This is a genomic window from Pseudomonas sp. LBUM1646 (genome assembly GCF_059716165.1).
Genome location: NZ_CP166810.1, coordinates 3,338,954 through 3,361,155, shown reverse-complemented (window position 1 = coordinate 3,361,155; position 22,202 = coordinate 3,338,954). Strand labels below are relative to the sequence as shown.

Sequence of the window (22,202 nt, the reverse complement as noted above, 5' to 3'; positions counted from 1 at the left end):
GCCCGGGACGCTCCGCGTTCCAAGAGCGGACGCAGAGCGTCCATGGATGCATTCCCACGCGGAGCGTGGGAACGATCAGCGCTCCGCGGCTCCGGCGATAGTAGGTTAAGATGCCTGCAAATCAGGCTCGCCACGAGACGCCCCGCATGACAGATAACAATCGCAACACTCCCCGCCTGATCAAGAAGTACCCCAATCGCCGCCTGTACGACACCCATACCAGCAGCCACTTGACCCTGGCCGACATTCGGCAACTGGTGGTCGATAAAGTCCCGTTCCAGGTGGTCGACGCCAAAAGTGGCGAGGACTTGACCCGCAGTATTCTGCTGCAAGTCATCCTGGAAGCGGAAAGCGGCGGCGAGCCGATCTTCAGCAGTGAAATGCTGATGGGCATCATCCAGTTCTACGGCCCGTACCAAGGCGTACTTGGCAGCTACCTGGATAAAAGCATCCAGACCGTGATCGATATCCAGTCCCAGACCGGCGCCCAGTCGTCCGAGGCCTGGAGCACTTTCATGCACCAGCAGGCACCGGTGATGCAGGACTTGATGCGTCAATACGTCGATCAGTCCAAGGCGCTGTACCTCAATACCCAGAACATGTTCGGGCTGTTCGGCGCCAAGCCGGGCACCGATAACGGGCCGAAAAAAAATGGCGATGGGGAATAATCCCATCGCCATCGGTGCTGCCGGCCTGATTTGACTTACTTGTTAGCGCCGGTGGCCTTGGTGGCCGCCTCTGGTGCTGCTTTCCCGGCCGCAGCCGTCGCTGCATCAAAGCCGCTCTGGGCTACATCAGCCGCCTGTTTTACCGCTTTCTGTGCGCTTTCGAACACGGTGCCGGCATTCGCCAGGCCCGACTTGAACGCAGCAACCACTGGCTCGGAGCCAGCCGGGGCATTCTTGCTGATCGACTCCACGAACTCATTCACCTGCTGGGTGCCCGCCTGGACTTGACCTTCGGTCAGTTTGGCGATGTCCGACTGCGTGCCGACAATCAGCGCTTGTACCTGACGATTGAATTCAGCCAGGCGTTCGGTTTGCGCGCTCGGTTGAGTGAACGACGCCTGCAAATCGGCGAAACCTTGTGGATCACGTACCGCCAGCAGCTTGCGCACGCCTTCGAAGTGCTCTTCGGTGGAGTCGCGCAGTGCCTTGAACTGCAACTGGCTCAATTGCTCAACGCTGGCGAAGACTTTGCCGCTGATCTGCTGCAAAAGGTCGAGGTTGGCTTTCTGAGTGGCTTGCAGTTTTTCCGAGTTGAAAAAAGACATGCTGAAATCTCCTGGTACTGGAAGGCCCATTCAGGCCTGAGGACGCGACAGCGATTTGAGCGATCGTCGCGTTAGCCTTGATATTGCAGTGCACAAAACAGTTTGGCAACGGATATTTTGTGCACTGCAAAATAAACGGTATTCCTCTTGGGGTTATTCGCTATAGACTTGTGAAAATCCGATGATCGGTCTAGCCATTGCTAGTCTGGCTGACGACTCCCCCGCACAGTGTCAGGAGTTCACCATGGGCCTGGAAGAAAATATTGCGCTGCAAGATGAAGAGCTTTCGCCAGCGGCCGGTTTGTTCGAGCACTTGAATCATCTGCAACAGCTCAACACCCGCAACGTGCTCGACGCCATGCAGCAGCGCCAGGCCAAAACATTCGCACCGTTAAGCCAGGGCCTGCTCAAACAGCCTGCGGCGGCGGACTGGCAGGAATACTTCACTGACCTGAGCCAACGCAGCCTGTTGTTCTGGGACACCTTGCGCCAGCGCGGCGACAACACCCTGGCCCACGAACGTGCAGGCTTTCCGCTGTTGCTCAAGTTCGAGCATGAAACCCTGGTCAACGGCGTCAACCTGCCGCGCCCGGTCAACTATTCGTTGTTGCGCATCCTGCCTGGCGCCGGGCAATCGATCGACAGCCAGCCACCGGTGATCATCATCGACCCGCGCGGCGGTCACGGTTCCGGTATCGGCGGCTTCAAGCAGGATTCGCTGATCGGTGAAAGCCTGCGCGCCGGCCATCCCACCTACTTCATCGCTTTCAGTCACTCGCCTGCCCCCGGGCAAACCCTGGCGGACATCGTCGAGGCGCAGGCGCGGTTCATCGAAACGGTCAGCACCCGGCACCCCGCCAGCGCCAAACCCGTGGTCATCGGCAACTGCCAGGCCGGTTGGGCGCTGATGGGATTGGCGGCCACTCGGCCCGAACTGCCGGGGCTGATCATCGTCAATGGCGCGCCGCTGTCGTACTGGGCCGGGGTCAACGGGCGCAACCCGATGCGCTACACCGGCGGATTGCTGGGTGGCGGCTGGATGGCACGTTTGGGTAGCGACCTGGGCAACGAGCGGTTCGACGGCACCTGGCTGGTGAGCAATTTCGAAAACCTCGACCCGGCGAATACCTATTGGGGCAAGTACTACCACCTGTTCAGCGAAGTCGACACCGAAGCCGCACGCTTCCTCGATTTCGAGCGCTGGTGGGGCAGCCCGACGCTGCTCAACAGCGAGGAAATCGAGATGATTGTCGACGACCTGTTCATCGGCAATCAGCTGTCCGGAGGACTGGGGCGCAAAAGCAGCGGGCTCGACCTCAAACGCATCGAAGTGCCGGTGGTGGTGTTTTGCTCCTATGGCGACAACATCACCTCGCCGCAACAGGCGCTGGACTGGATCGCCGACGTTTACCCCAGTGATCTGGCCCTGCAAAACGCCGGGCGCACCATTGTCTACCTGCGTCACGCCAGCATCGGTCACTTGGGGATTTTCGTCTCCGGCGAAGTGGCCCGGCGTGAACACCGTGAACTGCTGGGCGCGGTTGAGACCATCAACGCCCTGCCCGCCGGCCTCTATGAAATGCTGATCGACGACCTACCCGACACGCAATACGCCGTGCGTTTCGAACCCCGGCGCATTGCCGACATCCATGGCGAGGTGCAGCCGCCCCGGGATGATGATCGCGAATTCGCCCTGGTCGAGCGCGCCTCGGACATCAACAACAACTTGTACGACGCTCTCATTCGTCCGTGGTTGCGCCCGTTGATCAACGAACCGACCGCCGAGATGCTGCGCAAGGCGCATCCGTTCCATCAGCAGCAAGTGCTCTGGAGCAGTTTGAACCCGACGCTGTGGTGGCTGGCTGGCAGCGCCGCACAGGTGCGCAATGATCGTCGCCCCGCCGCCGCTAGCAACCCGTTGCTGGCCTGGCAGGCGTTGTTCTCCAACCAGGTTCAGGACGCCTTGAACGGCTACCGCGATCTGCGCGATGCCACTCAGGAACTGTGTTTCTACGGCATGTATGGCGCACTCAACAGCCTCGGCGACAACGTGCCGGGGCGCGATCTTCAAGCGCACGCCGAAAACCACGACAAGGTGCTGCTCGAACGCCTGCAAACTGCCCTGCCCCTGGGCGGCCTGATGGAAGCCCTGATCCGCATCCTGTTCCTGCTGGATCGCGACAGCGATGCGCCGGGCAAGGCCAAACTCGACAAACTGCTAGAGCAATTGCAGCTATTGCTGCAAGACCACAGCGCCGAGCCACTGGACCTTCGCGAAACCCTGCAAACGCAGAAAATGCTGGTGCTGACCTATCCGCAAGAAAGCCTGCAAAGCCTGCCGCTGTTGTTGACCGATACCGAGGAGCGCCAACAGGTGTTGGCAGCCGTTGCCAATCTGTTGCCGGAATTGTTGAACGAGACCGCGACCGGGCACGGGTTCTGGTGTGAGCTGCATACGCTGCTTGAGGTGCCGCTGCCGGGTTTCGACCTGACTCAACCGCCCGGTGAAGCTGATGGGGTTGCGGAGCCCGTGCGCAAAACGGCCAAGGTCAAGAAAGGTCCGAAAAAGCCACCTGCCAAATGACCTGAAATGCAATCGACGTAGCAGCTGCCGAGCCCGCGAGGCTGCGTTCGGCGGCGAAGCCGTCGTAAAACCTGACGGCGAGATATTCCTGATACACCGCGTCGTCTGAATTCACGACGGCTTCGCCGCCGAACGCAGCCTCGCGGGCTCGGCAGCTGCTACGTCAGACCGGGGCGGTCTCCTCGATCTCCAGGGATTCATCCGCCCGATACTGCCCCGGCGTCATCCCGAACCAGCGACTGCACGCCTTGTTGAAACTGCTGTGGTCATGAAAACCAAGGAGATACGCCACATGCTTCATGTTGAAATGAGAATGGCGCAGGTAATAGTCAGCGAGTTGCCGGCGCACGGCATTCTGCACATCCTTGAATTGCGTCCCTTCCTTTTCCAGCGACCGCTGCAATGTGCGCTTGCTGATGTTCAGCGCCGCAGCAATAGATTCCATGTCGTACTGCCCTTGCCCCTGGCTCAAGCGCTCGCTGATCAACGCGCGAATCCTGCCGATAATCGAAAAACCAAACAGCAGGTCCAGTTGCGCTTCGGCAAAACTGTCATGCAGCACCGCCAGCGCTTCATTGGCCATGCTCAACGGCCGCAACACTTCCTGACCGTCGAACAGAATACTGTCGTAGGGTGCGTCAAACAGCAGGTTGCAGCCAAACAAACGCCGATGCTCGGACGTGTCTTTGGGTTCGGGATAACTGAATTCCACCTGCAACGGTTGCGGCGAGTTGCCCCCCGCCAGCCAACGGCAAAATCCCATCAAGGACGCCAGTGCGGCGTCGACGTATTGCCTGGGTTTGATCGAGCCGGCCTGCTGATGATCGAGCGCGCCCAATCGATAGTTCTGCTGCTCGGCGGTGAAGAACAGGCTGAAGCCGGTGCCGATCAACGGGCTGAAACGGACCAGCCGTTCTATCGCCCTTTTCAGGTTCAGGCTGGACATCATGGTGTAGCCGACAATCTGAAAACTGCCGGGGTGGAAGTTGCCATAGGCTTTCAAGCCGATGTCCGGGTCAGCGCTGGCTTGCGCGGCCAGGGCCCACAATCGATAGATCGCCCTGCGCTCGCAAAACGCGCCAGGCAGTTTCGCCAGATTGATGTCCAGTCCAGCCTCCCGGCACAGACTGGCGACATCCAGCCCTTGAGCCGAGAGCGTATTCACCAGCACGCTGGCATAGCCTGAACTCATTCTATACATGGCGTCCTCAATGACCTGTGGAACCGAACATCCTGTTCGGAGCCATACGGATCTGCGTTGAATCAAAGAATAACGGGCCGCTCGGTTTCGAGTGTTGATCCCAGTATAGGTATTACTCGCTTTTAGCCATGTCTGTCACCGTTGGACACCAGAGAGTCACCTCACAACACTTCCCGCAGCCCCCACCCATACCGAACAATCCTCCTATCTTGCAGCGCAAAATAGAAAAGGAAAGATGTGTATGAAGTCGCTTAGTCGTATTGCATTGGTAACAGGCGGTATGGGTGGGATTGGTACGGCAATCAGCCAGCGTCTTTACAAGGAAGGTTTCAAGGTCGTGGTGGGTTGCAGCGCCAATTCCAGCCGTAAGGAAGAATGGGCCGCCAGCCAGTCGGCAGCCGGGTTCGAGTTCGATTTTGTCTACGGTGACATCACCGATTGGGAATCGACCCGCGCGGCGTTTGAGTGGGTCAAGGAGACGTACGGTCCGATCGATGTGCTGGTCAACAACGCCGGCATCACCCGCGATGCCTCGTTCCGCAAACTCACCCCCGAAGACTGGAACGCGGTGATCGGCACCAACCTCAGCGGCATGTTCAACACCACCAAACAGGTGATTGAAGGCATGTTGAGCAAAGGCTGGGGCCGGATTATCAACATCTCCTCGATCAACGGTCAGCGCGGCCAGTTCGGCCAGACCAACTACAGCGCGGCCAAGGCTGGCATCCACGGCTTCACCATGGCCCTGGCACGGGAAGTGTCGGGCAAGGGTGTGACCGTCAATACCGTATCGCCGGGCTACATCCAGACCAGCATGACCGCGGCCATTCGTCCGGACATCCTCGACAGCATGATCGCCGCCACGCCGGTCGGTCGCCTCGGCCAACCCGAGGAAATCGCCTCTATCGTCGCCTGGCTGGCGTCCGATGAATCGGCCTACAGCACCGGTGCCGACTTCTCGGTCAACGGCGGCATGAACATGCAGTAACCCGCGCAGGGCATGGAGGCCCTGCTGCCGTTCGACATAAATCTTATGAGGTCACGCATGAACGAAGTCGTAATCGTTGCCGCTACTCGTACCGCCATTGGCAGCTTCCAGGGTGCCTTGTCCGCGATTCCAGCCACCGAACTGGGCGCAGCGCTGATTCGCAGCTTGCTGGAACAGACCGGTATCCAAGGCGAACAGATCGACGAAGTGATCCTCGGCCAAGTGCTCAGCGCTGGTGCCGGGCAAAACCCGGCACGCCAGACCGTAATCAAGGCCGGCCTGCCCTTCACCACACCCGCCATGACCCTGAACAAGGTCTGTGGCTCCGGGCTCAAGGCTGTGCAACTGGCAGTTCAAGCCATCCGCTGTGGCGACGCCGAACTGGTGATCGCCGGCGGTCAGGAAAACATGAGCCTCGCGCCTTACGTACTACCCAAGGCCCGCACCGGTTTGCGCCTGGGTCATGCGCAACTGCAAGACAGCGTGATTCAGGACGGTTTGTGGGATGCCTTCAACGACTACCACATGGGCATCACCGCCGAGAACCTGGCGCAGAAGTACAGCCTCACCCGTGAGCAACAAGACAGCTTCGCCGCTGCCTCGCAGCAGAAAGCCGCGGCGGCCATCGAAGCCGGTTACTTCAAACGGGAAATCACCCCGATCCTGATTCCCCAGCGCAAGGGTGAGCCGCTGGCCTTCGACACCGATGAGCAGCCGCGAGCGGACAGCACCCTCCAATCCTTGGGCAAACTCAAACCGGCGTTCCAGAAAGACGGCAGCGTCACCGCCGGCAATTCGTCCACCCTCAACGATGGCGCCGCCGTCCTGATACTCGCCAGCGCCGCCAAGGCCCAGGCCCTGGGGTTACCGGTGTTGGCACGGATCAAGGCTTACGCCAGTGCCGGCGTCGACCCGTCGATCATGGGCATCGGCCCGGTACCGGCCACCCGCTTGGTGCTGGAAAAGGCTGGCTGGAATCTCACCGACCTGGACCTGATCGAAGCCAATGAAGCCTTCGCCGCGCAGTCACTGGCGGTCGGCAAGGAACTGGGCTGGGACACCAGCAAAGTCAACGTCAACGGCGGTGCGATTGCACTCGGTCATCCTATCGGCGCATCGGGTGCACGGATTCTGGTGTCGCTGTTGTTCGAGCTGATTCGTCGCGATGGCCACAAAGGCCTGGCTACGTTGTGCATCGGCGGCGGGCAAGGCGTCAGCCTGGTCATCGAGCGCTAGTCACACCGAACTGCTTGCCTTAGTTACTGACGCGGCACCGTACGCGGTGTCGCGCTTTTTTCTGCCCGGTTGACCTTTGTGGGCAAGGAGTTCCATGGATAACAACGCGCACACCTTCAGCACTTACTGGTCTGGCCAGGTCCCGTTCATTGCCTCCTTTGCGGTGCAACAATTACGCCTGTGGGTCAGCACCAACCCATGGTTTACAGGGCAGGAATACAACGACTGGTTTGACCTGCCCCGAGGCACCCTAGACAGCCTGCAGTCTGACTATCAACTGCAATGGGGCGACCTCGGCCAGCGCCTGATGACTGGCCAGCCGTTCACGTTTGAGGATCGACGCTTTGCCAGCGGCGCCTGGAGCCAACCGCTGTTTGGTTCACTGGCGGCGTTTTACCTGCTCAACGCCGGTTTCCTGCTGAAGCTGCTGGACAAGTTGCCGATCAAGGAAAAGAAACCGCGCCAACGCCTGCTGTATCTGGTGGAGCAAGCCATCGCCGCCGGGGCTCCGAGCAACTTCCTCGCCAGTAACCCGGATGCCTTGCAACGGGTGGTCGACACCCAGGGGGCCAGCCTGCTCACGGGGTTGCTGCACCTGGCCAGTGACCTGCAAGAAGGCAAGATGCGCCAGTGCGACAGCAATGCGTTCAAGGTCGGCGTGGATCTGGCGACAACACCCGGCGAAGTGGTGTTCGAGAACGAGCTGTTCCAACTGATCCAGTACTACCCGCAAACCGAAACCCAATACCGGCGCCCGGTGTTCGTGGTGCCGCCGTCGATCAACAAGTACTACATCCTCGATTTGCGCCCCGATAACTCGATGATCGGTCATCTGTTGCAGCAAGGGCATCCGGTGTTTCTGATGTCCTGGCGCAACTTCGACCAGGCACACGCCAACACCACGTGGGATGACCTGATCGAAACCGGCATCATCAAAGGCCTGCAAGTGACCCGTGAAATCAGCGGCGAGCAACGGCCCAATTGCGTCGGCTTCTGCATCGGCGGCACGCTGTTAAGCACGGCGCTGGCAGTGTTGGCCGCGCGCGGCGACAAAGACATCGCCAGCGTCAGCCTGTTGACCACCTTCCTCGATTACCTCGACACCGGCCCCATCGACATTTTTGTCGATGAAAAACTGGTGGCCTACCGCGAACGCACCATTGGCGGAAAGGACGGCCCCATCGGCCTGTTCAAAGGCGAGGACATGGGCAACACCTTCTCCCTGCTGCGGCCCAATGACTTGTGGTGGAACTACAACGTCGACAAATACCTCAAGGGCCTGAAGCCGATTGCCCTGGACCTGTTGTTCTGGAACAACGACAGCACCAACCTGCCCGGCCCGATGTATTGCTGGTATTTGCGCCACACGTATTTGCAGAACGACTTGAAGTCCGGTGAGCTGGATTGCTGCGGCGTCAAACTCGACCTGCGGACCATCGAGGCGCCGGCGTACATCCTCGCCACCCACGACGACCATATCGTGCCGTGGAGAAGCGCCTACGCCAGCACTGAATTACTCGGCGGGACCAAGCGCTTTGTGCTCGGCGCCTCGGGGCATATCGCCGGGGTGATCAACCCGCCGGCCAATCAGAAGCGTCATTACTGGACCAACAACCGCGTCAGCAAAAAACCGGATACGTGGTTCATGAATGCCCAGCAACATCCCGGTAGCTGGTGGAATGACTGGTTTGCCTGGCTGGCCGAACACGCCGGGGAGCGTCAACCTTCGGCGCTGCAGACCGGCAATGCCCAATACCCGTCGATCGAGTCGGCACCGGGGCGGTATGTGATGCAATGACCCCACCGCCCTGCGCGGTCAATGAGCATCGCGCAGGGCTCCCCCCCAAACACAGCACACCCACTCAAGATCCCCAGTCGAATCTGCGCAACCATGAGCCTTCACTCACTCCAGTAAGGACCTCGTGATGGCCATTGCAAAAGCAGTTCCCGGCAAAACCCTGCTGACCCCCACTGATCACACCCTGATCATGATCGACCACCAGTCGCAGATGTCCTTCGCGACCAAGTCCATCGATGCCGTCACCCTGCGCAACAACGCCGCGCTAGTGGCCAAGGCTGCGCGTGGCTTCAAGGTCTCGACCATCCTCACCACCGTCGCCGAGAAGAGTTTTTCCGGGCCGATCTTCGACGAAATCAAGTCGGTGTTCCCGGAGCACAACGTGATCGACCGCACCAGCATGAACACCTGGGAAGACGAGCGCATTGCCGTTGAAGTCAACAAATTCGGCAAGCAGAAAATCGTCCTCGCCGGCCTGTGGACGTCCGTGTGCATTGTCGGCCCGGCGCTGTCGGCGCTCGACCAGGGTTTTGAGGTGTACTTCATCGCTGATGCTTGCGGTGATGTGTCCATCGAAGCTCATGAAATGGCCATACAGCGCATGATCCAGCTCGGCGCCCGGCCGATGACTTCGCTGCAATACCTGCTGGAACTGCAACGTGACTGGGCTCGCAGCGAGACGTATGAAGAAACGGTAAAAACCTCCATCGCCAACGGTGGCTCGTATGGTCTGGGTCTGATCTACGCCAAAACCATGTTCGGCGCGTCCGAAGGCCATTAAGCAACACCAGCGACTGCGTGGCTTGCTGGCGCAGTCGCTGCCTTGATGGTGATCGATCCATGACGTCTTCTTTATTAAATCGCAGCCTGTGCTTGTCGATGCTGCTGGCCGGCACGGCCCTGGCGGATGAACCGGCGCCCACAGGTTTCCTGGGCGGCGCGACGCTCGGGGTGCTGAGTCGCAACTTCTACCTCAACAGCGACTACCGCACGCCCTCACCCTCCGGCAAAAGCTACAAAGCCGAGTGGGCTCAAGGGTTTATCAGCACCTTTGAATCCGGTTTCACCGCAGGCACGATTGGCGTTGGCCTCGACGCCCACGGGTTTTTCGGGCTCAAGCTCGATGGCGGCAAGGGGCATTCCGGCACCGGGTTGCTGCCGGTGGATGATGACGGCCGCAGCGACAGCAACTACTCCAGTGGTGGCGGCGCGATCAAGATCAAGGCGTCGCGCACTACGCTAGCCTTTGGTGAAATGACCGTGGAAACTCCGGTGTTTGATACGTCGGACAAACGTCTGCAACCGGAGTACGCCACGGGTTTTCTGATGAACAGCCGGGAGATCGACGGCATAAACCTGGTGGCCGGGCACTTCACGGCGTTCAAGAACCAGGACAGTTCATCGAGCAAGGGCGACTTTTTTGGCTACGGAGCCAACACTGAAGCGGGCGGGATTAGCTTTGTTGGGGCCGACCTGTTCACCAACAGCCCGGTGGGCGGCGCGTTGTATGCCTCCGAACTGAGCGACACCTGGCACCAGTACTACGGCAATCTGCACTTCAAGCAGTCTGATGTTTTTCTCGATGCGAATCTGTACCACACGCAGGACACGGGTCGGGCATTGGCGGGCGCCATCGACAATACCGCTTACAGCCTGTCGGGCAAGTACAGCCTGGGTGCCCATGGCTTCACCCTGGCCTATCAGCAAATCAACGGCGACACCCCGTTTGATTTCGTCGGTGGTGACTCCATCTACCTGGCTAACTCAATCAAGTACGCCGACTTCAACGGCGCCCATGAACGCTCCTGGCAAGCCCGCTACGACCTCGACCTCGGCACCTTCGGCATTCCGGGGCTGAACTTCATGACCCGCTATGTGACCGGCCGCAACATCGACGGCACCCATGCACCCAAGGGCGGGGCCTACAACCCGTTCGACGAAGCAAGCGGCGAATATGTGCCGCAACAAGGCGATGGCGGACGGCACTGGGAGCGCGATATCGATTTGCGCTACATCGTGCAATCGGGATCAGCCAAAGGCTTATCGCTGCAACTGTCCCATGTCTCGCATCGGGGCAACACCGCCCAGGCGGGCGACGACATCGACCGGGTGTATGTAGTGGTCCAGTACCCGCTGAGCTTTGGCCACCTTTAACCGATTGATCCCCCGTAGCAGCGGTCGAGCCCCAGCGAGGCCACGTTCGGCGGCGAAGCCGTCGTAAAATTAGACCACGCGGTGTATCAGGTGGACCGTGTGCATAGGGTTTGCGACGGCTTCGCCGCCGAACGCAGCCTCGCAGGCTCGGCAGCTGCTACAAGGGTTGCGATTGAGTGGCCCGGTCATAAGGCAAAAAAAGCCCACTCATGCTGAACATGAGTGAGCTTTTTTGTAGCCGCTTTCGGTTTACTTGACCTGCCGCTGCGGTGCCTTGTGCACCATGGTGTAGGCGTAATCCACGCCCATGCCGTAGGCGCCGCTGTGTTCGCGCACCAGTTCCATCACCGCATCGTAGGTCTCTTTGTGGGCCCAGTCGCGTTGGTATTCGAGCAGCACTTGTTGCCAGGTCACCGGCACCGCGCCGGCCTGGATCATGCGTTGCACCGACATGTCGTGGGCTTCTTTGGTGGTGCCGCCGGACGCGTCGGTGACGATGTACACCTCGTAGCCTTCGGCCAGGGCTTCGAGTGCCGGGAAGTTCAGGCAGACCTCAGTCCACAGCGCCGCCATGATCAGCTTCTTGCGCCCGGTGGCTTTCACCGCGGCGACCAGCGCCTTGTCTTCCCAGGAGTTCATCGAGGTGCGCTCGATCGGCTGTTGATCCGGGAACACGCCGAGCAACTCAGGCCAGATAAAACCGCTGAAGCTTTCGGTTTCCACCGAGGTCAGGATGGTCGGCACATTGAAGATTTTCGCCGTTTTGGCCAGGGCCACGGTGTTGTTCTTCAGGGTCTGGCGATCGATCGATTGCACGCCGAAGGACATCTGCGGCTGGTGGTCGATCAGGATCAGGGCGGAGTTGGTTGGGTTGAGCAATTCACGGATGGACATGGCGAGTTCCTTTTGATGTCGATGAGTTGTGTTTAATGGGTTAGCCGTTGTTTGCTTGGCTTGGAGCTAATGTAGGCCCTAGCCATTAAAGGAACAATTCCCTAAAATCAAGAATCATTGATTCCAAATTGGGGACAATCCTTGGATCGTATCGAATGCATGCGCGCCTTTATCGTCACCGTCGGTGAGAACGGCTTCGCCGCCGCAGCCCGGGCGATGGATGTGCCGCGCTCAAAAGTCAGCAAGCAGATTCAAGCGCTGGAAGAGGCCATCGGCGTGCAATTGCTGCAACGCACCACCCGCAGCCTGCACCTGACCGAGGCCGGCGCCGAGTATTACGACGCGGCGCGGGAACTCATTGCGTCGTTGGACGAGGCCGAGCAACGGGCTCGTGATGGCGTGGGTGAATTGCGTGGCGTACTGCGGATCAACGCGCCGATGTCCTTCGGCTTGCGACGCCTGGGGCCGTTGATTCCGCTGTTCCATGAACAGCATCCGAACATCGAGTTGCAACTGGTGCTGAGTGATCAGCAAGTGGACCCGGTGCGCGGCGGTTTCGATGTGACGCTGCGGATTGCCAGCATGCCCGACTCATCCATGGTCGCCCGATTATTGGCCCCGGCTCCGCGAATCATGGTCGCCTCGCCGACCTATTTGAAACGCGCCGGTACGCCACAAGTGCCAAAGGACCTGACCAGCCACCAATGTTTGAACTACGGCTATCTGCAAAGCGGCGTCAGCCTGCAACTGAGCAACGGCAAGGACACGCAACGGGTCAACGTCACCGGCCCCTTGCACGCCAACAACGGCGACTTGCTCGCCCAGGCGGCCGAGGCCGGGATGGGCATCGCCCTGCTCCCGGATTTCATTGTCGAAGAGGCGTTGGCGGCCGGTCGTTTGGTGCCAGTGCTGTGCGAGTGGCAGGCGCCGCCGATCACCATCAACGCGGTCTACCCGTCAGCGCGACGGGTGCCGCAGAAGACCCGCACGTTCATTGATTTTCTGGTGAAGGAACTGGCCCCGCGTTGAAATTGGCGGAAGGCAGCCGGAGTCGAACCTGCCCGGGAACGGATGCCGTCCCCAACCGGGTTTGAAGCCCGGCCGCGCCACCGGGCGCGATTGCCTTCCTTATTCGTTGGCCTGTGCCAGGGCACTGTCGAGGCGGATCTGGCGCCGATCACCGATACGTCGGGTCATGCCGATTCGGTCGAAATACTCAAGAATCTGCACGCTGCGCTTGCGCCCCAGGCCCACGGCATCACGGAACGCCGCGACTTCGATCGCCGGGTTTTCACCCGCCAGTTGCATCAGCATAGCCGCCAATCGCCGCAGCACCGCGTCGGTATAGAACAGGTCGCGCACCACTTGATGCAGCAACCCCAGCCGGGCCATTTTGCGCAGCAGTGAGCGCACCGCTGCTTCGTCATGGCCGAGATCGCGCACCCACGGTGGGTTGAAACCGGCCTGTTCGAAGGTTGGCTGCAATTGTTGCCACAAGGCCTCATCGTCAGGGCTCAGGCGTACTTGATGATCGGGCAGATGCAGCCACGGTCCGCTGCTGACGATCGCTCCGCTGACGAGCAATTCGTCGAGCAGGCTGATGAAGGTCGGGCGATCCAGCGCGGTGCCGGTGAATCGACGCAGGCGATCGCGGTCCGGGCCCATTTGGTCCGGTTCCAGTCCATGGAAACGGGCGAGGTGCTCCAGTAACGGCGATTTGAGGGATTCCCAGCGCTCGGCGCTAAATAACAGTGGGCCTTGGCGGGTGTTGATCAGGCGCACGTCGTCGGGTAAGACCCAGCTATCGCGAGGACGATTGAACTGGCGTTCCAGGCGTTGCGGATCGAGGCCGGTGTCGCTGTGGGCCAGCAGCGCGGGCATGACGGCTTCGAGGCTGTTGCTGTTGGCGAGCGCCTTTAGCTGCGCCAGTCGCTCTGGACTGCGGCGATGGCGGCTGGGTGCAAACGGGTCGAGCACGCGGCCGCCGCCGAGGGTGCGTTGGGCGCTCTGGTCACGCAGGATCAATGGATCGCCCTTCACCGCGTGTACCGGTGCATTCAACAGTAGTTGCGCGAACATCCGCTCGCCGGGTGCCAGACTCGAGCCTTCGAGCAACGCCAAACGCCCGGTCACGTCCTGGGTGCCGAGGTGAACGTGCACTGGATGGAAATGGGGGAATGCGGAGGCTTCGCTGGGTAACAGCCGCATCTCAATGTCCAGTCGCTGGGTCGGCGCATGCAGCCACTCGGCCAGCAACCATTGGCCACGGTGAATCTGTTCCAGATTCAGGCGTTCAGCGCTCAGGTTCAGCGCCACCCGTTGTCCGGCGAAAGCGTTGTCGGCTGCCTGATTCTGCGCATGCAAACCACGCACTCGCACCGGTTTGCCCTGGGAGCCAAGCAGCAACGTGTCACCCACGGCGACCCGACCGGACAACGCCGTGCCTGTCACCACGATGCCCGCACCAGCAACGCTGAAAGCACGATCAATCGCCAGGCGAAAGCCGCCGCTGGTATTGCGTTGAAGAACGTCTTTCTGCACTTCGAGCAAGGCTTCACGCAAGGTATCAACACCCTCGCCCGTCACACTCGACAACGCAATCAACGGCACATCGGCATAAGGCCCGGGTGCGAGCAATGCTGCAACCTGCGCCCGAACTGCATCGACTCTGGCAGGCTCAACCCGATCACACTTGGTAATCGCCACCAACGCCCGAGGAATCCCCAGCAACTCGACAATCGCCAGATGCTCGCGGGTCTGGGGCATCACGCCGTCATCCGCCGCCACCACCAGCAGCACCAGGTCGATACCTTGGGCGCCGGCGAGCATGTTGTGGGTGAAGCGCTCATGACCGGGCACATCGATAAACCCTGTGAGCGCCGCGCCCGGTTCCAGCGCCGCGTACAGATAACCGAGGTCGATGGTCATGCCCCGCTCTCGTTCTTCGCGGCGACGATCCCCTTGCTGACCCGTCAGCGCCTCAAGCAACAACGTCTTGCCGTGGTCGATATGCCCAGCGGTGCCGACGATCACCCCTGCCCTCCGACCAACTGATCAAGTTGCGCCAGCCATGCGGCTTCGTCGTCCAGTTGCCGCAAATCCAGCCATAACGCGTCGTCGTCAATGCGCCCGAGCACCGGAATCGGCAACGCCCGAAACGCGGCTTCCAAGCCATGCAAAAACCGGCCACGCAGACGCTTGGACACTACCGGCCGCAGGCACAACGCTGCACTCGGCAAGCGCGCCACCGGTTGGCTGCCGCTGCCGATCATGCCCAGCGCTTGTACAGCGCTGACATTCCAGTCCTCCCCTAACACCTGCGCCAATGGGGGTTGTAAACGTTCAGCCTGCGCGAGGATGTCAGCCTGAGTCCGAGTCAGCAGGCGCAAACTCGGCAAACGTTCAGCCAGCCGATCAGGATCGCGGTACAAACCCAACACCGCTTCAAGCGCCGCCAACGTCAGTTTGTCGACCCGCAACGCCCGTTTCAGCGGGTTCTTCTTGATCTTCGCGATCAGCTCCTTGCGCCCGACTATCAACCCGGCCTGCGGACCACCGAGCAACTTGTCACCACTGAACGTGACGATGTCCGCGCCATCGAGCAGTGCCTGACGCACCGTCGGCTCGGCGGGCAAGCCCCAGCGCGTCAGATCCAGCAGGCTGCCGCTGCCCAGGTCTTCCAATAACGGTAAGGCATGCTTGTGCGCCAACTCGGCCAATTCCGCCGTCGGCACGCTCGTGGTGAAACCCGAGATGGCGTAGTTGCTCGCATGTACGCGCATGATCAAACCACTGCGCAGGCCAATCGCGGCGTCATAATCCTTGGCGTGGGTGCGATTGGTGGTGCCGACTTCAACCAGTTTCACCCCGGCGCGGGCCATGATGTCGGGGATGCGGAAAGCGCCACCGATCTCGATCAATTCACCCCGGGAAATGATGCCTTCCTTGCGCGCGCCCAGGCTGTTGAGGGTCAGCAGCACGGCTGCGGCATTGTTATTGACTACCGTGACTGCTTCGGCGCCGGTCAACTCGCGGATCAGGCCTTCGATCAGGTCATCACGGTCACCGCGCTTGCCGCTGTGCAAATCGAATTCAAGATTGATCGGATAGCGTGCCGCCATCTGCACCGCTTCGATGGCTTCCTCAGGTAATAGCGCCCGGCCGAGATTGGTGTGGAGCACGGTCCCGGTGAGGTTGAACACCCGGCGCACATGGCTGCGATGCTGAGCAATCAGGCGTTCACCCGCTCTGCCCGCCAGCACTTCAGGCGCGATCTCAAACGCCTCCAATTGCCCAGACAATACCGGCTCGCGCAGGTCATCCAGCAACTGCCGCAGACTGGCGAGCAGCGCGTCACGCCCGTAACGCTCGGCCAACGGCTGACACGCCGGATGGCGCAATAAACTGTCGATGGAAGGGAGACGCAGGTTGGTCATCAGCAGCACCCGAAAGCAATGGACCGTCGCGCCTGAGTGTAGACGCTGGGCTTAATCGCTTCCGGGGGCCAATAGCAGATTCGGTGCCAGGCGCTGATAACCTTCCTGCTCCAGGCGCATGTCCAGCAGCAAACTGGTCAGGTCGGTCGACAGCGCTTCCGCTTCGGCATCGTTTTCCAGATAGAGCAATTTCAGGTAGCTGTTGCAACCCGGACAGACTTCCGCCCGCAACGGCGCCTGATTCGCCGCATGCCGATCATCATCGAGGCTGACGTATTCCAGGCCTTTGCTCTGCTCGCAATACACGCATTTGACCCGCACCACGTGCCACTCACAGGCACACAGCGAACACACCAGATAGCGCAAACCGTTAAATTTTCCGCGATGACGGATGACCCCGGCCATGGCCGGCGAACCACAGGCCGGGCATTGGCTGAGGCTGTCGCCAGGTTTGAGCTCCAGGTTTGGTGTGTCGAGCAACCAGTGGCTCCAGGTCACTTGCAGCGCCGCGCCGAGAAACGGCACCACTTCGGCGGGCAACAACGCGTATTGACCGCTGACCAAAGCAACGCCCCAGGCCTTGAGCTGTCCGGGGTTGGCCGCTAGCAGCGTGTTGATCGCGCTTTTGACCGCTGTGTGTGGCGGTGGTTTGTAGCGCAGCAACACGGCGTACAGAAACGGCAGCCATTCACCCTCGCGCACCAGACTGTCGGCGGCAAACGGCGGCAAACCGTGCTGCTGGCAGACCTTCAGCCGTTCAGCGTCCGGCATCTCATCAACCGGCAGATCATCCATCAAGTCCTGTTGGAGATGACACAAACTGGCCACCAGCCGCAGGTAATCGGCCAGCGGATGCCCCTCGGCCAGACGCTCCAGCCCCAGCGCGCGCAGGGTGAACAGGTTACGCGGTGGCAAGTGCAGAAACGGGGGAGAACTGGCCGCCGCTTCGATTTCGCCAGGCTCAAGAATCGTCGCCAAGTGCTTATCCTTTTCTGATCGGTGGGTCGGGGTCTTCGTCGCGGGTCACTTCCCGGTACCAGAGTTCATGGTGCTTCTTCGCCCACGCGCGGCTGACCCAACCGTGGACCATGGCGCTGATCGAGCCCTTGATCCAGATCCCGGCGTAGATGTGCACGATGATGCTCAACACCAGCACAAACCCCGCCAGCGCATGCAGCAGCATCGCCCAGCGAATGGTGGTGATGCCAAAGTACTCGCTGAAATACGCGCGCCAGATCACCAACCCCGTGAACAACAACCCTAACATGCACAACAGCAACGTCCAGAACAGCAGTTTCTGCCCCGGGTTGTACTTGCCAATCGGCGGCACGCCCTCTTCCTCGTTTTGGATTACCCGCCCGATCCGCTTAAGCCACAGCCCATCGTTGCGAATAAAGAAGTTGGCACTCCAGAAACGGATCACCAGCCCGAGGAACAGCACAAACATCAACACGCCCATGAACGGATGCAAAACCCGCGTCCACGGCCCGCCACCAAACAGGTTGCTCAACCAGAACAGCGCCGGGTGAAACAGCGCCAGCCCGGACAGCGCGGCCATGAAAAACAGGATCGCCACCAGCCAGTGATTGGTGCGCTGGTTTGAGGTGTAGCGCAGGATCTGCTTGCGGATCATGGTCTGTTCTCCCCGCGCGGATCAAAGGTGTGCACCGACGGATCGACTTCGTGCACCGCCGGGTCTTTAAGCGGTGGCAGCTCATCCTCTTCGACAATCTGCGGCCCGATGCGCACGTAATGGAAGAACCCGACCAGCACCGCCAGGCCCATGGCCAATAGGCCCAAGGGTTTGCTCACGCCTTTCCACAATCCCACCAACGGGCTGATCGTCGGGTCCTTCGCCAGCCCGGCGTAAATCTGCGGCGTATCGGCATGGTGCAGCACATACATCACGTGGGTGCCACCGACACCGGCCGGGTCATACAAACCAGCATTTTCGAAGCCACGACTCTTGAGATCGACGATGCGTTCAGCAGCGTGTTCCTTCATGTCTTCCTTGGTGCCGAAGACAATCGCCCCGGTCGGGCAGGTTTTCACGCAGGCCGGTTCCAGCCCTACCGCCACCCGGTCCGAACACAACGTGCACTTGTAGGCCTTGTGATCCTTTTGCGAGATGCGCGGGATGTTGAACGGGCACCCGGTGATGCAATAGCCGCAGCCGATGCAATGGTCTTGGTCGAAATCGACGATGCCATTGGCGTGTTTGATGATCGCCCCAGGGCTGGGGCACGCCGCCAGGCAACCGGGCTCGGCGCAGTGCATGCAGCCGTCCTTGCGGATCAGCCATTCGAGGTTGCCGGCATCGGTTTCGTGCTCGGTGAAGCGCATCAGCGTCCAGGTTTCCGAGGTCAAGTCTTGCGGATTGTCGTAGGTGCCGAGGTTGTGGCCGACGTCGTCGCGCAACTCGTTCCATTCCGAACACGCTACTTGGCACGCCTTGCAGCCGATGCACTTGGTGGTGTCGATCAGCTTCGCCACTTCCTCCTGATTGCGCACCGAGGGCGGCACCGTCGTGGTGGCCGAGCGAGCAATGATGTCTTGGCTGGCCATTTAGACTTTCTCCACGTTGACCAGGAATGACTTGGATTCCGGGGTTTGGGAATTGCCATCGCCGAGGAACGGCACCAGGGTGTTGGTCAGATAGCCGTGACGCGTCAGCCCGGTAAAACCCCAGTGCAACGGGATACCGATGTGGTGCACCACTTGGCCGTTGACCTGCAATGGCCGAATGCGCTTGGTCACCACCGCCACCGCTTCGATAAAGCCGCGCTTACTGCTGACCCGGACTTTGTCGCCGGCAACGATGCCCTTCTCTTTCGCCAGCACTTCACCGATCTCGACGAACTGCTCCGGTTGGGCAATCGCATTGAGCTTGCAGTGCTTGCTCCAGAAGTGGAAATGCTCGGTCAGCCGATAGCTGGTGGCGGCGTACGGGTAATCCTTGGCCACGCCAAGAGTCTCCCAGACTGAATCGAAGATCCGCGCCGCCGGGTTGCTGGTGGCTTTCTTGTTGTTCGGGTGCAGCGGGTTGATGCCGATCGGGGTTTCGAACGGTTCGTAGTGCTCGGGGAATGGCCCTTCGTTCATCTTGTCCACGGCGAAAAACCGCGCCACGCCTTCGGGGTTCATGATGAACGGGTTCATCCCGGCCTCCGGTGCCGAGTCGACCTTGAAGTCCGGCACATCGGTGCCACCCCAGGCCTTGCCGTTCCACCACACCAGGCGTTTTTTCTCGTCCCACGGCTTGCCTTGTACGTCCGCCGAAGCGCGGTTGTAGAGAATCCGCCGGTTGGCCGGCCAAGCCCAGGCCCAGCCCAAATGTTGCTTCATTCCGTAGGGGTCGCTGTTATCGCGGCGGGCCATCTGGTTACCGGTTTCGGTCCAGCTGCCGCAGAAAATCCAGCAGCCGGACGCAGTGCTGCCGTCATCCTTGAGCTGAGCGAAACCGGCCAGTTGCGAGTTGCCCTTGATCGCCGCGCCGGTGGCATCGGTGAAATCGACGGTGGCGTTGCCGTTGATTTCCTTGGCCAGTTCTTCCGGCGACGGTTCGTCGGGGATTTTGTACGGCCACGACAATTTCAGCAGCGGATCGGGAAAAGCCCCGCCCTCAGCCTGGTAACGCTTGCGCAGGCGCAGGAACAATTCGCCCATGATCTTGATGTCGGTCAGCGCTTCGCCCGGGCCGTCGGCGCCTTTCCAGTGCCATTGCAGCCAGCGGCTGCTGTTGACCAACGAGCCGTCTTCTTCGGCAAAGCAGGTGGTCGGCAGGCGAATCACTTCGGTGTGGATGTCGGCGCTGGTCACGTCGTTGTACGGCCCGACATTTTTCCAGAACTCCGAGGTTTCGGTGGACAGCGGATCCATCACCACCAGCCATTTGAGCTTGGCCAGTGCCGCCATCACCCGGTTTTTGTCCGGCAATGCGGCAATCGGGTTGAAGCCCTGGCACATGTAGCCGTTGACCTTGCCCTGCCCCATCAGGTCGAACATTTTCAGGATGTCGTAGTTGGGGATGTCGAGTTTCGGCAGATAGTCGTAGGCCCAGTGGTTCTCGGCGGTGGCGTTGTTGCCGTACCAGGACTTCATCAGGCTGACGTGGAACTTGCTGTAGTTCTGCCAATACGACAGTTGCCCCGGCCGCAACGGTTTTTGCGTGCGTTTGGTGATGTAGGCGTCGTAGTCCTGCTCGGCGTCCACGCCCAAGGTCAGGTAACCGGGCAGCGCATTGGAGAGCAAGCCGAGGTCGGTCAGGCCCTGGATGTTGGAGTGGCCGCGCAAGGCATTGACCCCGCCGCCCGGCATGCCGACGTTGCCCAGCAGCAGTTGCACCATCGCCGCGCTGCGGATGATTTGCGAGCCGATGGAATGCTGGGTCCAACCGAGGGCGTAGAGAATCGTCATGGTCTTGCCCGGTGTCGAGCAGGTGGCGATTTCTTCCCAGATCTTCTTGATCGAGTCCACCGGCATGCCGCAGATCTGGCTGGCCAGGTCGATGTTGTAGCGACTGTAGTGGGTTTTCATCAGTTGATAGACGCAGCGCGGGTCTTGCAGGGTCGGGTCGACCTTGGCAAAACCGTCCTCACCGAGTTCATAGCCCCAGCCGGACTTGTCGGTGTACAGGCGTTTTTCCGCGTCATAGCCGCTGAAAATCCCGTCCTCGAAGCCGAACCCGGCTTTGACGATGAACGAGACGTCGGTGTAGTTGCGCACGTATTCGTGCTGGATCTTGTCCTCGGTCAGCAGGTAATTGATCAGCCCGCCCATAAAGGCGATGTCGGTACCGGTGCGGATTGGCGCGTAATAGTCGGCCACGGACGCGGTGCGGGTGAATCGCGGATCGACCACGATCAGTCGCGCCTTGTTGTGCGCCTTGGCTTCGGTCACCCATTTAAAGCCGCAAGGGTGCGCTTCTGCTGCGTTGCCGCCCATCACCAGGATCAGGTTCGCGTTGGCGATATCGGTCCAGGTATTGGTCATGGCACCACGGCCGTACGTCGGGGCAAGACTTGCCACCGTCGGACCGTGTCAGACACGCGCCTGGTTATCGAACCCCAGCATGCCGAGGCTGCGAATCACCTTATGGGTGATGTAGCCCGCTTCGTTGGACGCCGCCGAGGCCGCGAGGAACCCGGTGGTCAGCCAGCGGTTTACCGTTTGGCCCTGGGCATTCTTCTCGATGAAATTGGCGTCGCGGTCGGTTTTCATCAGGTCGACCACGCGGTCCAGCGCTTCATCCCAGGAAATGCGCGTCCATTCGGTGCTGCCAGGCTTGCGTACCTGCGGGTACTGCAAGCGGCTGGGGCTGTGAATGAAGTCCAGCAGGCCCGCGCCTTTGGGGCACAGGGTGCCGCGGTTGACCGGGTGGTCGGCGTCGCCTTCGATGTGGATGATGCTTTGGGCGACGTTCTTGGCCTGGTCGCCCTGGCTGTACATGATCACGCCGCAGCCGACCGAGCAGTACGGGCAGGTGTTGCGGGTTTCATGGGTGTGGGCGAGTTTGAAATGACGCACTTGCTCGGCAAAGGCTGGCGCCGGGAGCATGCCCAGCGCGCCGAGGCTCGAGCCCGCAAGGCCGATACCGGCGACCTTGAAGAACTGACGACGGTTGAGGTCCATCGTGCAC

At 60.5% G+C, this 22,202-nt stretch carries 17 protein-coding genes and 1 tRNA gene; 8 read left to right on the top strand and 10 right to left on the bottom strand.

All coding sequences use genetic code 11. The features are described 5' to 3' along the window. Nucleotides 1-146: 146 nt before the first annotated feature. Nucleotides 147-668 (top strand): polyhydroxyalkanoate synthesis repressor PhaR, encoded by a 522-nt coding sequence (gene phaR / locus ACA071_RS15510; protein WP_497645162.1) that lies wholly within the window; start codon nucleotides 147-149, stop codon nucleotides 666-668. Between the two features lie 35 nt (nucleotides 669-703). Here the strand turns inward: phaR and phaP are convergent, their stop codons facing one another. After that, entirely contained in the window at nucleotides 704-1,273 is a 570-nt protein-coding gene (gene phaP / locus ACA071_RS15505) for a TIGR01841 family phasin (RefSeq protein ID WP_497645161.1), read from the bottom strand. Nucleotides 1,274-1,517: 244 nt separating this feature from the next. On the opposite strand from phaP, the gene ACA071_RS15500 reads away from it, so the two are divergent. Continuing rightward, the gene (locus tag ACA071_RS15500; RefSeq protein WP_497645160.1) at nucleotides 1,518-3,857 is read left to right on the top strand and encodes a DUF3141 domain-containing protein; all 2,340 of its coding nucleotides are present in this window, start codon (nucleotides 1,518-1,520) and stop codon (nucleotides 3,855-3,857) included. Between the two features lie 163 nt (nucleotides 3,858-4,020). Here the strand turns inward: ACA071_RS15500 and ACA071_RS15495 are convergent, their stop codons facing one another. Beyond that, complete coding sequence (locus tag ACA071_RS15495; RefSeq protein ID WP_497645159.1) at nucleotides 4,021-5,058, bottom strand: AraC family transcriptional regulator; 1,038 nt, start codon at nucleotides 5,056-5,058, stop codon at nucleotides 4,021-4,023. A 241-nt stretch (nucleotides 5,059-5,299) separates the two neighbouring features. Between ACA071_RS15495 and phbB the strand changes: the two genes are divergently transcribed. The 5 genes from phbB to ACA071_RS15470 all read left to right on the top strand — a co-directional run bounded on the left by phbB (nucleotide 5,300) and on the right by ACA071_RS15470 (nucleotide 11,234). After that, complete coding sequence (phbB, locus tag ACA071_RS15490) at nucleotides 5,300-6,046, top strand: acetoacetyl-CoA reductase (RefSeq protein WP_497645158.1); 747 nt, start codon at nucleotides 5,300-5,302, stop codon at nucleotides 6,044-6,046. Between the two features lie 57 nt (nucleotides 6,047-6,103). After that, the gene (locus ACA071_RS15485; protein WP_497645157.1) at nucleotides 6,104-7,282 is read left to right on the top strand and encodes an acetyl-CoA C-acetyltransferase; all 1,179 of its coding nucleotides are present in this window, start codon (nucleotides 6,104-6,106) and stop codon (nucleotides 7,280-7,282) included. A 94-nt stretch (nucleotides 7,283-7,376) separates the two neighbouring features. Then, on the top strand, nucleotides 7,377-9,080 hold the full coding sequence (phaC, locus tag ACA071_RS15480; protein WP_497645156.1) for a class I poly(R)-hydroxyalkanoic acid synthase: 1,704 nt from the start codon (nucleotides 7,377-7,379) through the stop codon (nucleotides 9,078-9,080). A 127-nt stretch (nucleotides 9,081-9,207) separates the two neighbouring features. Then, nucleotides 9,208-9,861 carry a hydrolase gene (locus ACA071_RS15475; RefSeq protein ID WP_497645155.1) on the top strand — a complete coding sequence of 218 codons (654 nt, stop codon included), beginning with the start codon at nucleotides 9,208-9,210 and terminating at the stop codon, nucleotides 9,859-9,861. A gap of 59 nt (nucleotides 9,862-9,920) precedes the next feature. After that, nucleotides 9,921-11,234: an OprD family porin gene (locus ACA071_RS15470; protein WP_497645154.1), complete on the top strand. Its 1,314-nt coding sequence runs from the start codon at nucleotides 9,921-9,923 to the stop codon at nucleotides 11,232-11,234. 249 nt (nucleotides 11,235-11,483) lie between these two features. On the opposite strand, the gene ACA071_RS15465 is transcribed toward ACA071_RS15470, so the two are convergent. After that, on the bottom strand, nucleotides 11,484-12,128 hold the full coding sequence (locus tag ACA071_RS15465) for a hydrolase (protein WP_213939540.1): 645 nt from the start codon (nucleotides 12,126-12,128) through the stop codon (nucleotides 11,484-11,486). Nucleotides 12,129-12,269: 141 nt separating this feature from the next. Between ACA071_RS15465 and ACA071_RS15460 the strand changes: the two genes are divergently transcribed. Continuing rightward, nucleotides 12,270-13,157: a LysR family transcriptional regulator gene (locus tag ACA071_RS15460; protein WP_497645153.1), complete on the top strand. Its 888-nt coding sequence runs from the start codon at nucleotides 12,270-12,272 to the stop codon at nucleotides 13,155-13,157. A 3-nt stretch (nucleotides 13,158-13,160) separates the two neighbouring features. Here the strand turns inward: ACA071_RS15460 and ACA071_RS15455 are convergent. From ACA071_RS15455 to fdnG, 7 genes are all read right to left on the bottom strand, one after another. Beyond that, nucleotides 13,161-13,256 (bottom strand) — tRNA-Sec (locus tag ACA071_RS15455). Beyond that, entirely contained in the window at nucleotides 13,257-15,161 is a 1,905-nt protein-coding gene (gene selB / locus ACA071_RS15450) for a selenocysteine-specific translation elongation factor (protein ID WP_497645152.1), read from the bottom strand. It abuts the tRNA gene before it with no gap. Beyond that, entirely contained in the window at nucleotides 15,158-16,564 is a 1,407-nt protein-coding gene (gene selA / locus ACA071_RS15445; RefSeq protein WP_497645151.1) for an L-seryl-tRNA(Sec) selenium transferase, read from the bottom strand. The genes selB and selA overlap by 4 nt, the downstream gene beginning before the upstream one ends. Before the next feature lie 51 nt (nucleotides 16,565-16,615). Further along, a complete protein-coding gene (fdhE, locus tag ACA071_RS15440) occupies nucleotides 16,616-17,542 on the bottom strand; it encodes a formate dehydrogenase accessory protein FdhE (RefSeq protein ID WP_497645150.1) in 927 nt (308 codons plus the stop codon). Nucleotides 17,543-17,546: 4 nt separating this feature from the next. Continuing rightward, the gene (locus tag ACA071_RS15435) at nucleotides 17,547-18,197 is read right to left on the bottom strand and encodes a formate dehydrogenase subunit gamma (protein ID WP_497645149.1); all 651 of its coding nucleotides are present in this window, start codon (nucleotides 18,195-18,197) and stop codon (nucleotides 17,547-17,549) included. Next, a complete protein-coding gene (gene fdxH / locus ACA071_RS15430) occupies nucleotides 18,194-19,129 on the bottom strand; it encodes a formate dehydrogenase subunit beta (protein WP_497645148.1) in 936 nt (311 codons plus the stop codon). The genes ACA071_RS15435 and fdxH overlap by 4 nt, the downstream gene beginning before the upstream one ends. Beyond that, on the bottom strand, nucleotides 19,130-22,195 hold the full coding sequence (gene fdnG / locus ACA071_RS15425) for a formate dehydrogenase-N subunit alpha (protein ID WP_497645147.1): 3,066 nt from the start codon (nucleotides 22,193-22,195) through the stop codon (nucleotides 19,130-19,132). Between the last annotated feature and the right edge of the window lie 7 nt (nucleotides 22,196-22,202).

Excerpts from the sequence above, each read along its gene's own strand:
- phaR (WP_497645162.1), top strand. The coding sequence starts at position 147 with ATGACAGATAACAATCGCAACACTCCCCGCCTGATCAAGAAGTACCCC.
- ACA071_RS15485 (WP_497645157.1), top strand. The coding sequence starts at position 6,104 with ATGAACGAAGTCGTAATCGTTGCCGCTACTCGTACCGCCATTGGCAGC.
- ACA071_RS15465 (WP_213939540.1), bottom strand. The coding sequence starts at position 12,128 with ATGTCCATCCGTGAATTGCTCAACCCAACCAACTCCGCCCTGATCCTG.
- ACA071_RS15495 (WP_497645159.1), bottom strand. The coding sequence starts at position 5,058 with ATGTATAGAATGAGTTCAGGCTATGCCAGCGTGCTGGTGAATACGCTC.
- phaP (WP_497645161.1), bottom strand. The coding sequence starts at position 1,273 with ATGTCTTTTTTCAACTCGGAAAAACTGCAAGCCACTCAGAAAGCCAAC.
- phaC (WP_497645156.1), top strand. The coding sequence starts at position 7,377 with ATGGATAACAACGCGCACACCTTCAGCACTTACTGGTCTGGCCAGGTC.
- selA (WP_497645151.1), bottom strand. The coding sequence starts at position 16,564 with ATGACCAACCTGCGTCTCCCTTCCATCGACAGTTTATTGCGCCATCCG.
- fdxH (WP_497645148.1), bottom strand. The coding sequence starts at position 19,129 with ATGGCCAGCCAAGACATCATTGCTCGCTCGGCCACCACGACGGTGCCG.
- ACA071_RS15475 (WP_497645155.1), top strand. The coding sequence starts at position 9,208 with ATGGCCATTGCAAAAGCAGTTCCCGGCAAAACCCTGCTGACCCCCACT.
- ACA071_RS15500 (WP_497645160.1), top strand. The coding sequence starts at position 1,518 with ATGGGCCTGGAAGAAAATATTGCGCTGCAAGATGAAGAGCTTTCGCCA.
- phbB (WP_497645158.1), top strand. The coding sequence starts at position 5,300 with ATGAAGTCGCTTAGTCGTATTGCATTGGTAACAGGCGGTATGGGTGGG.
- ACA071_RS15470 (WP_497645154.1), top strand. The coding sequence starts at position 9,921 with ATGACGTCTTCTTTATTAAATCGCAGCCTGTGCTTGTCGATGCTGCTG.
- ACA071_RS15435 (WP_497645149.1), bottom strand. The coding sequence starts at position 18,197 with ATGATCCGCAAGCAGATCCTGCGCTACACCTCAAACCAGCGCACCAAT.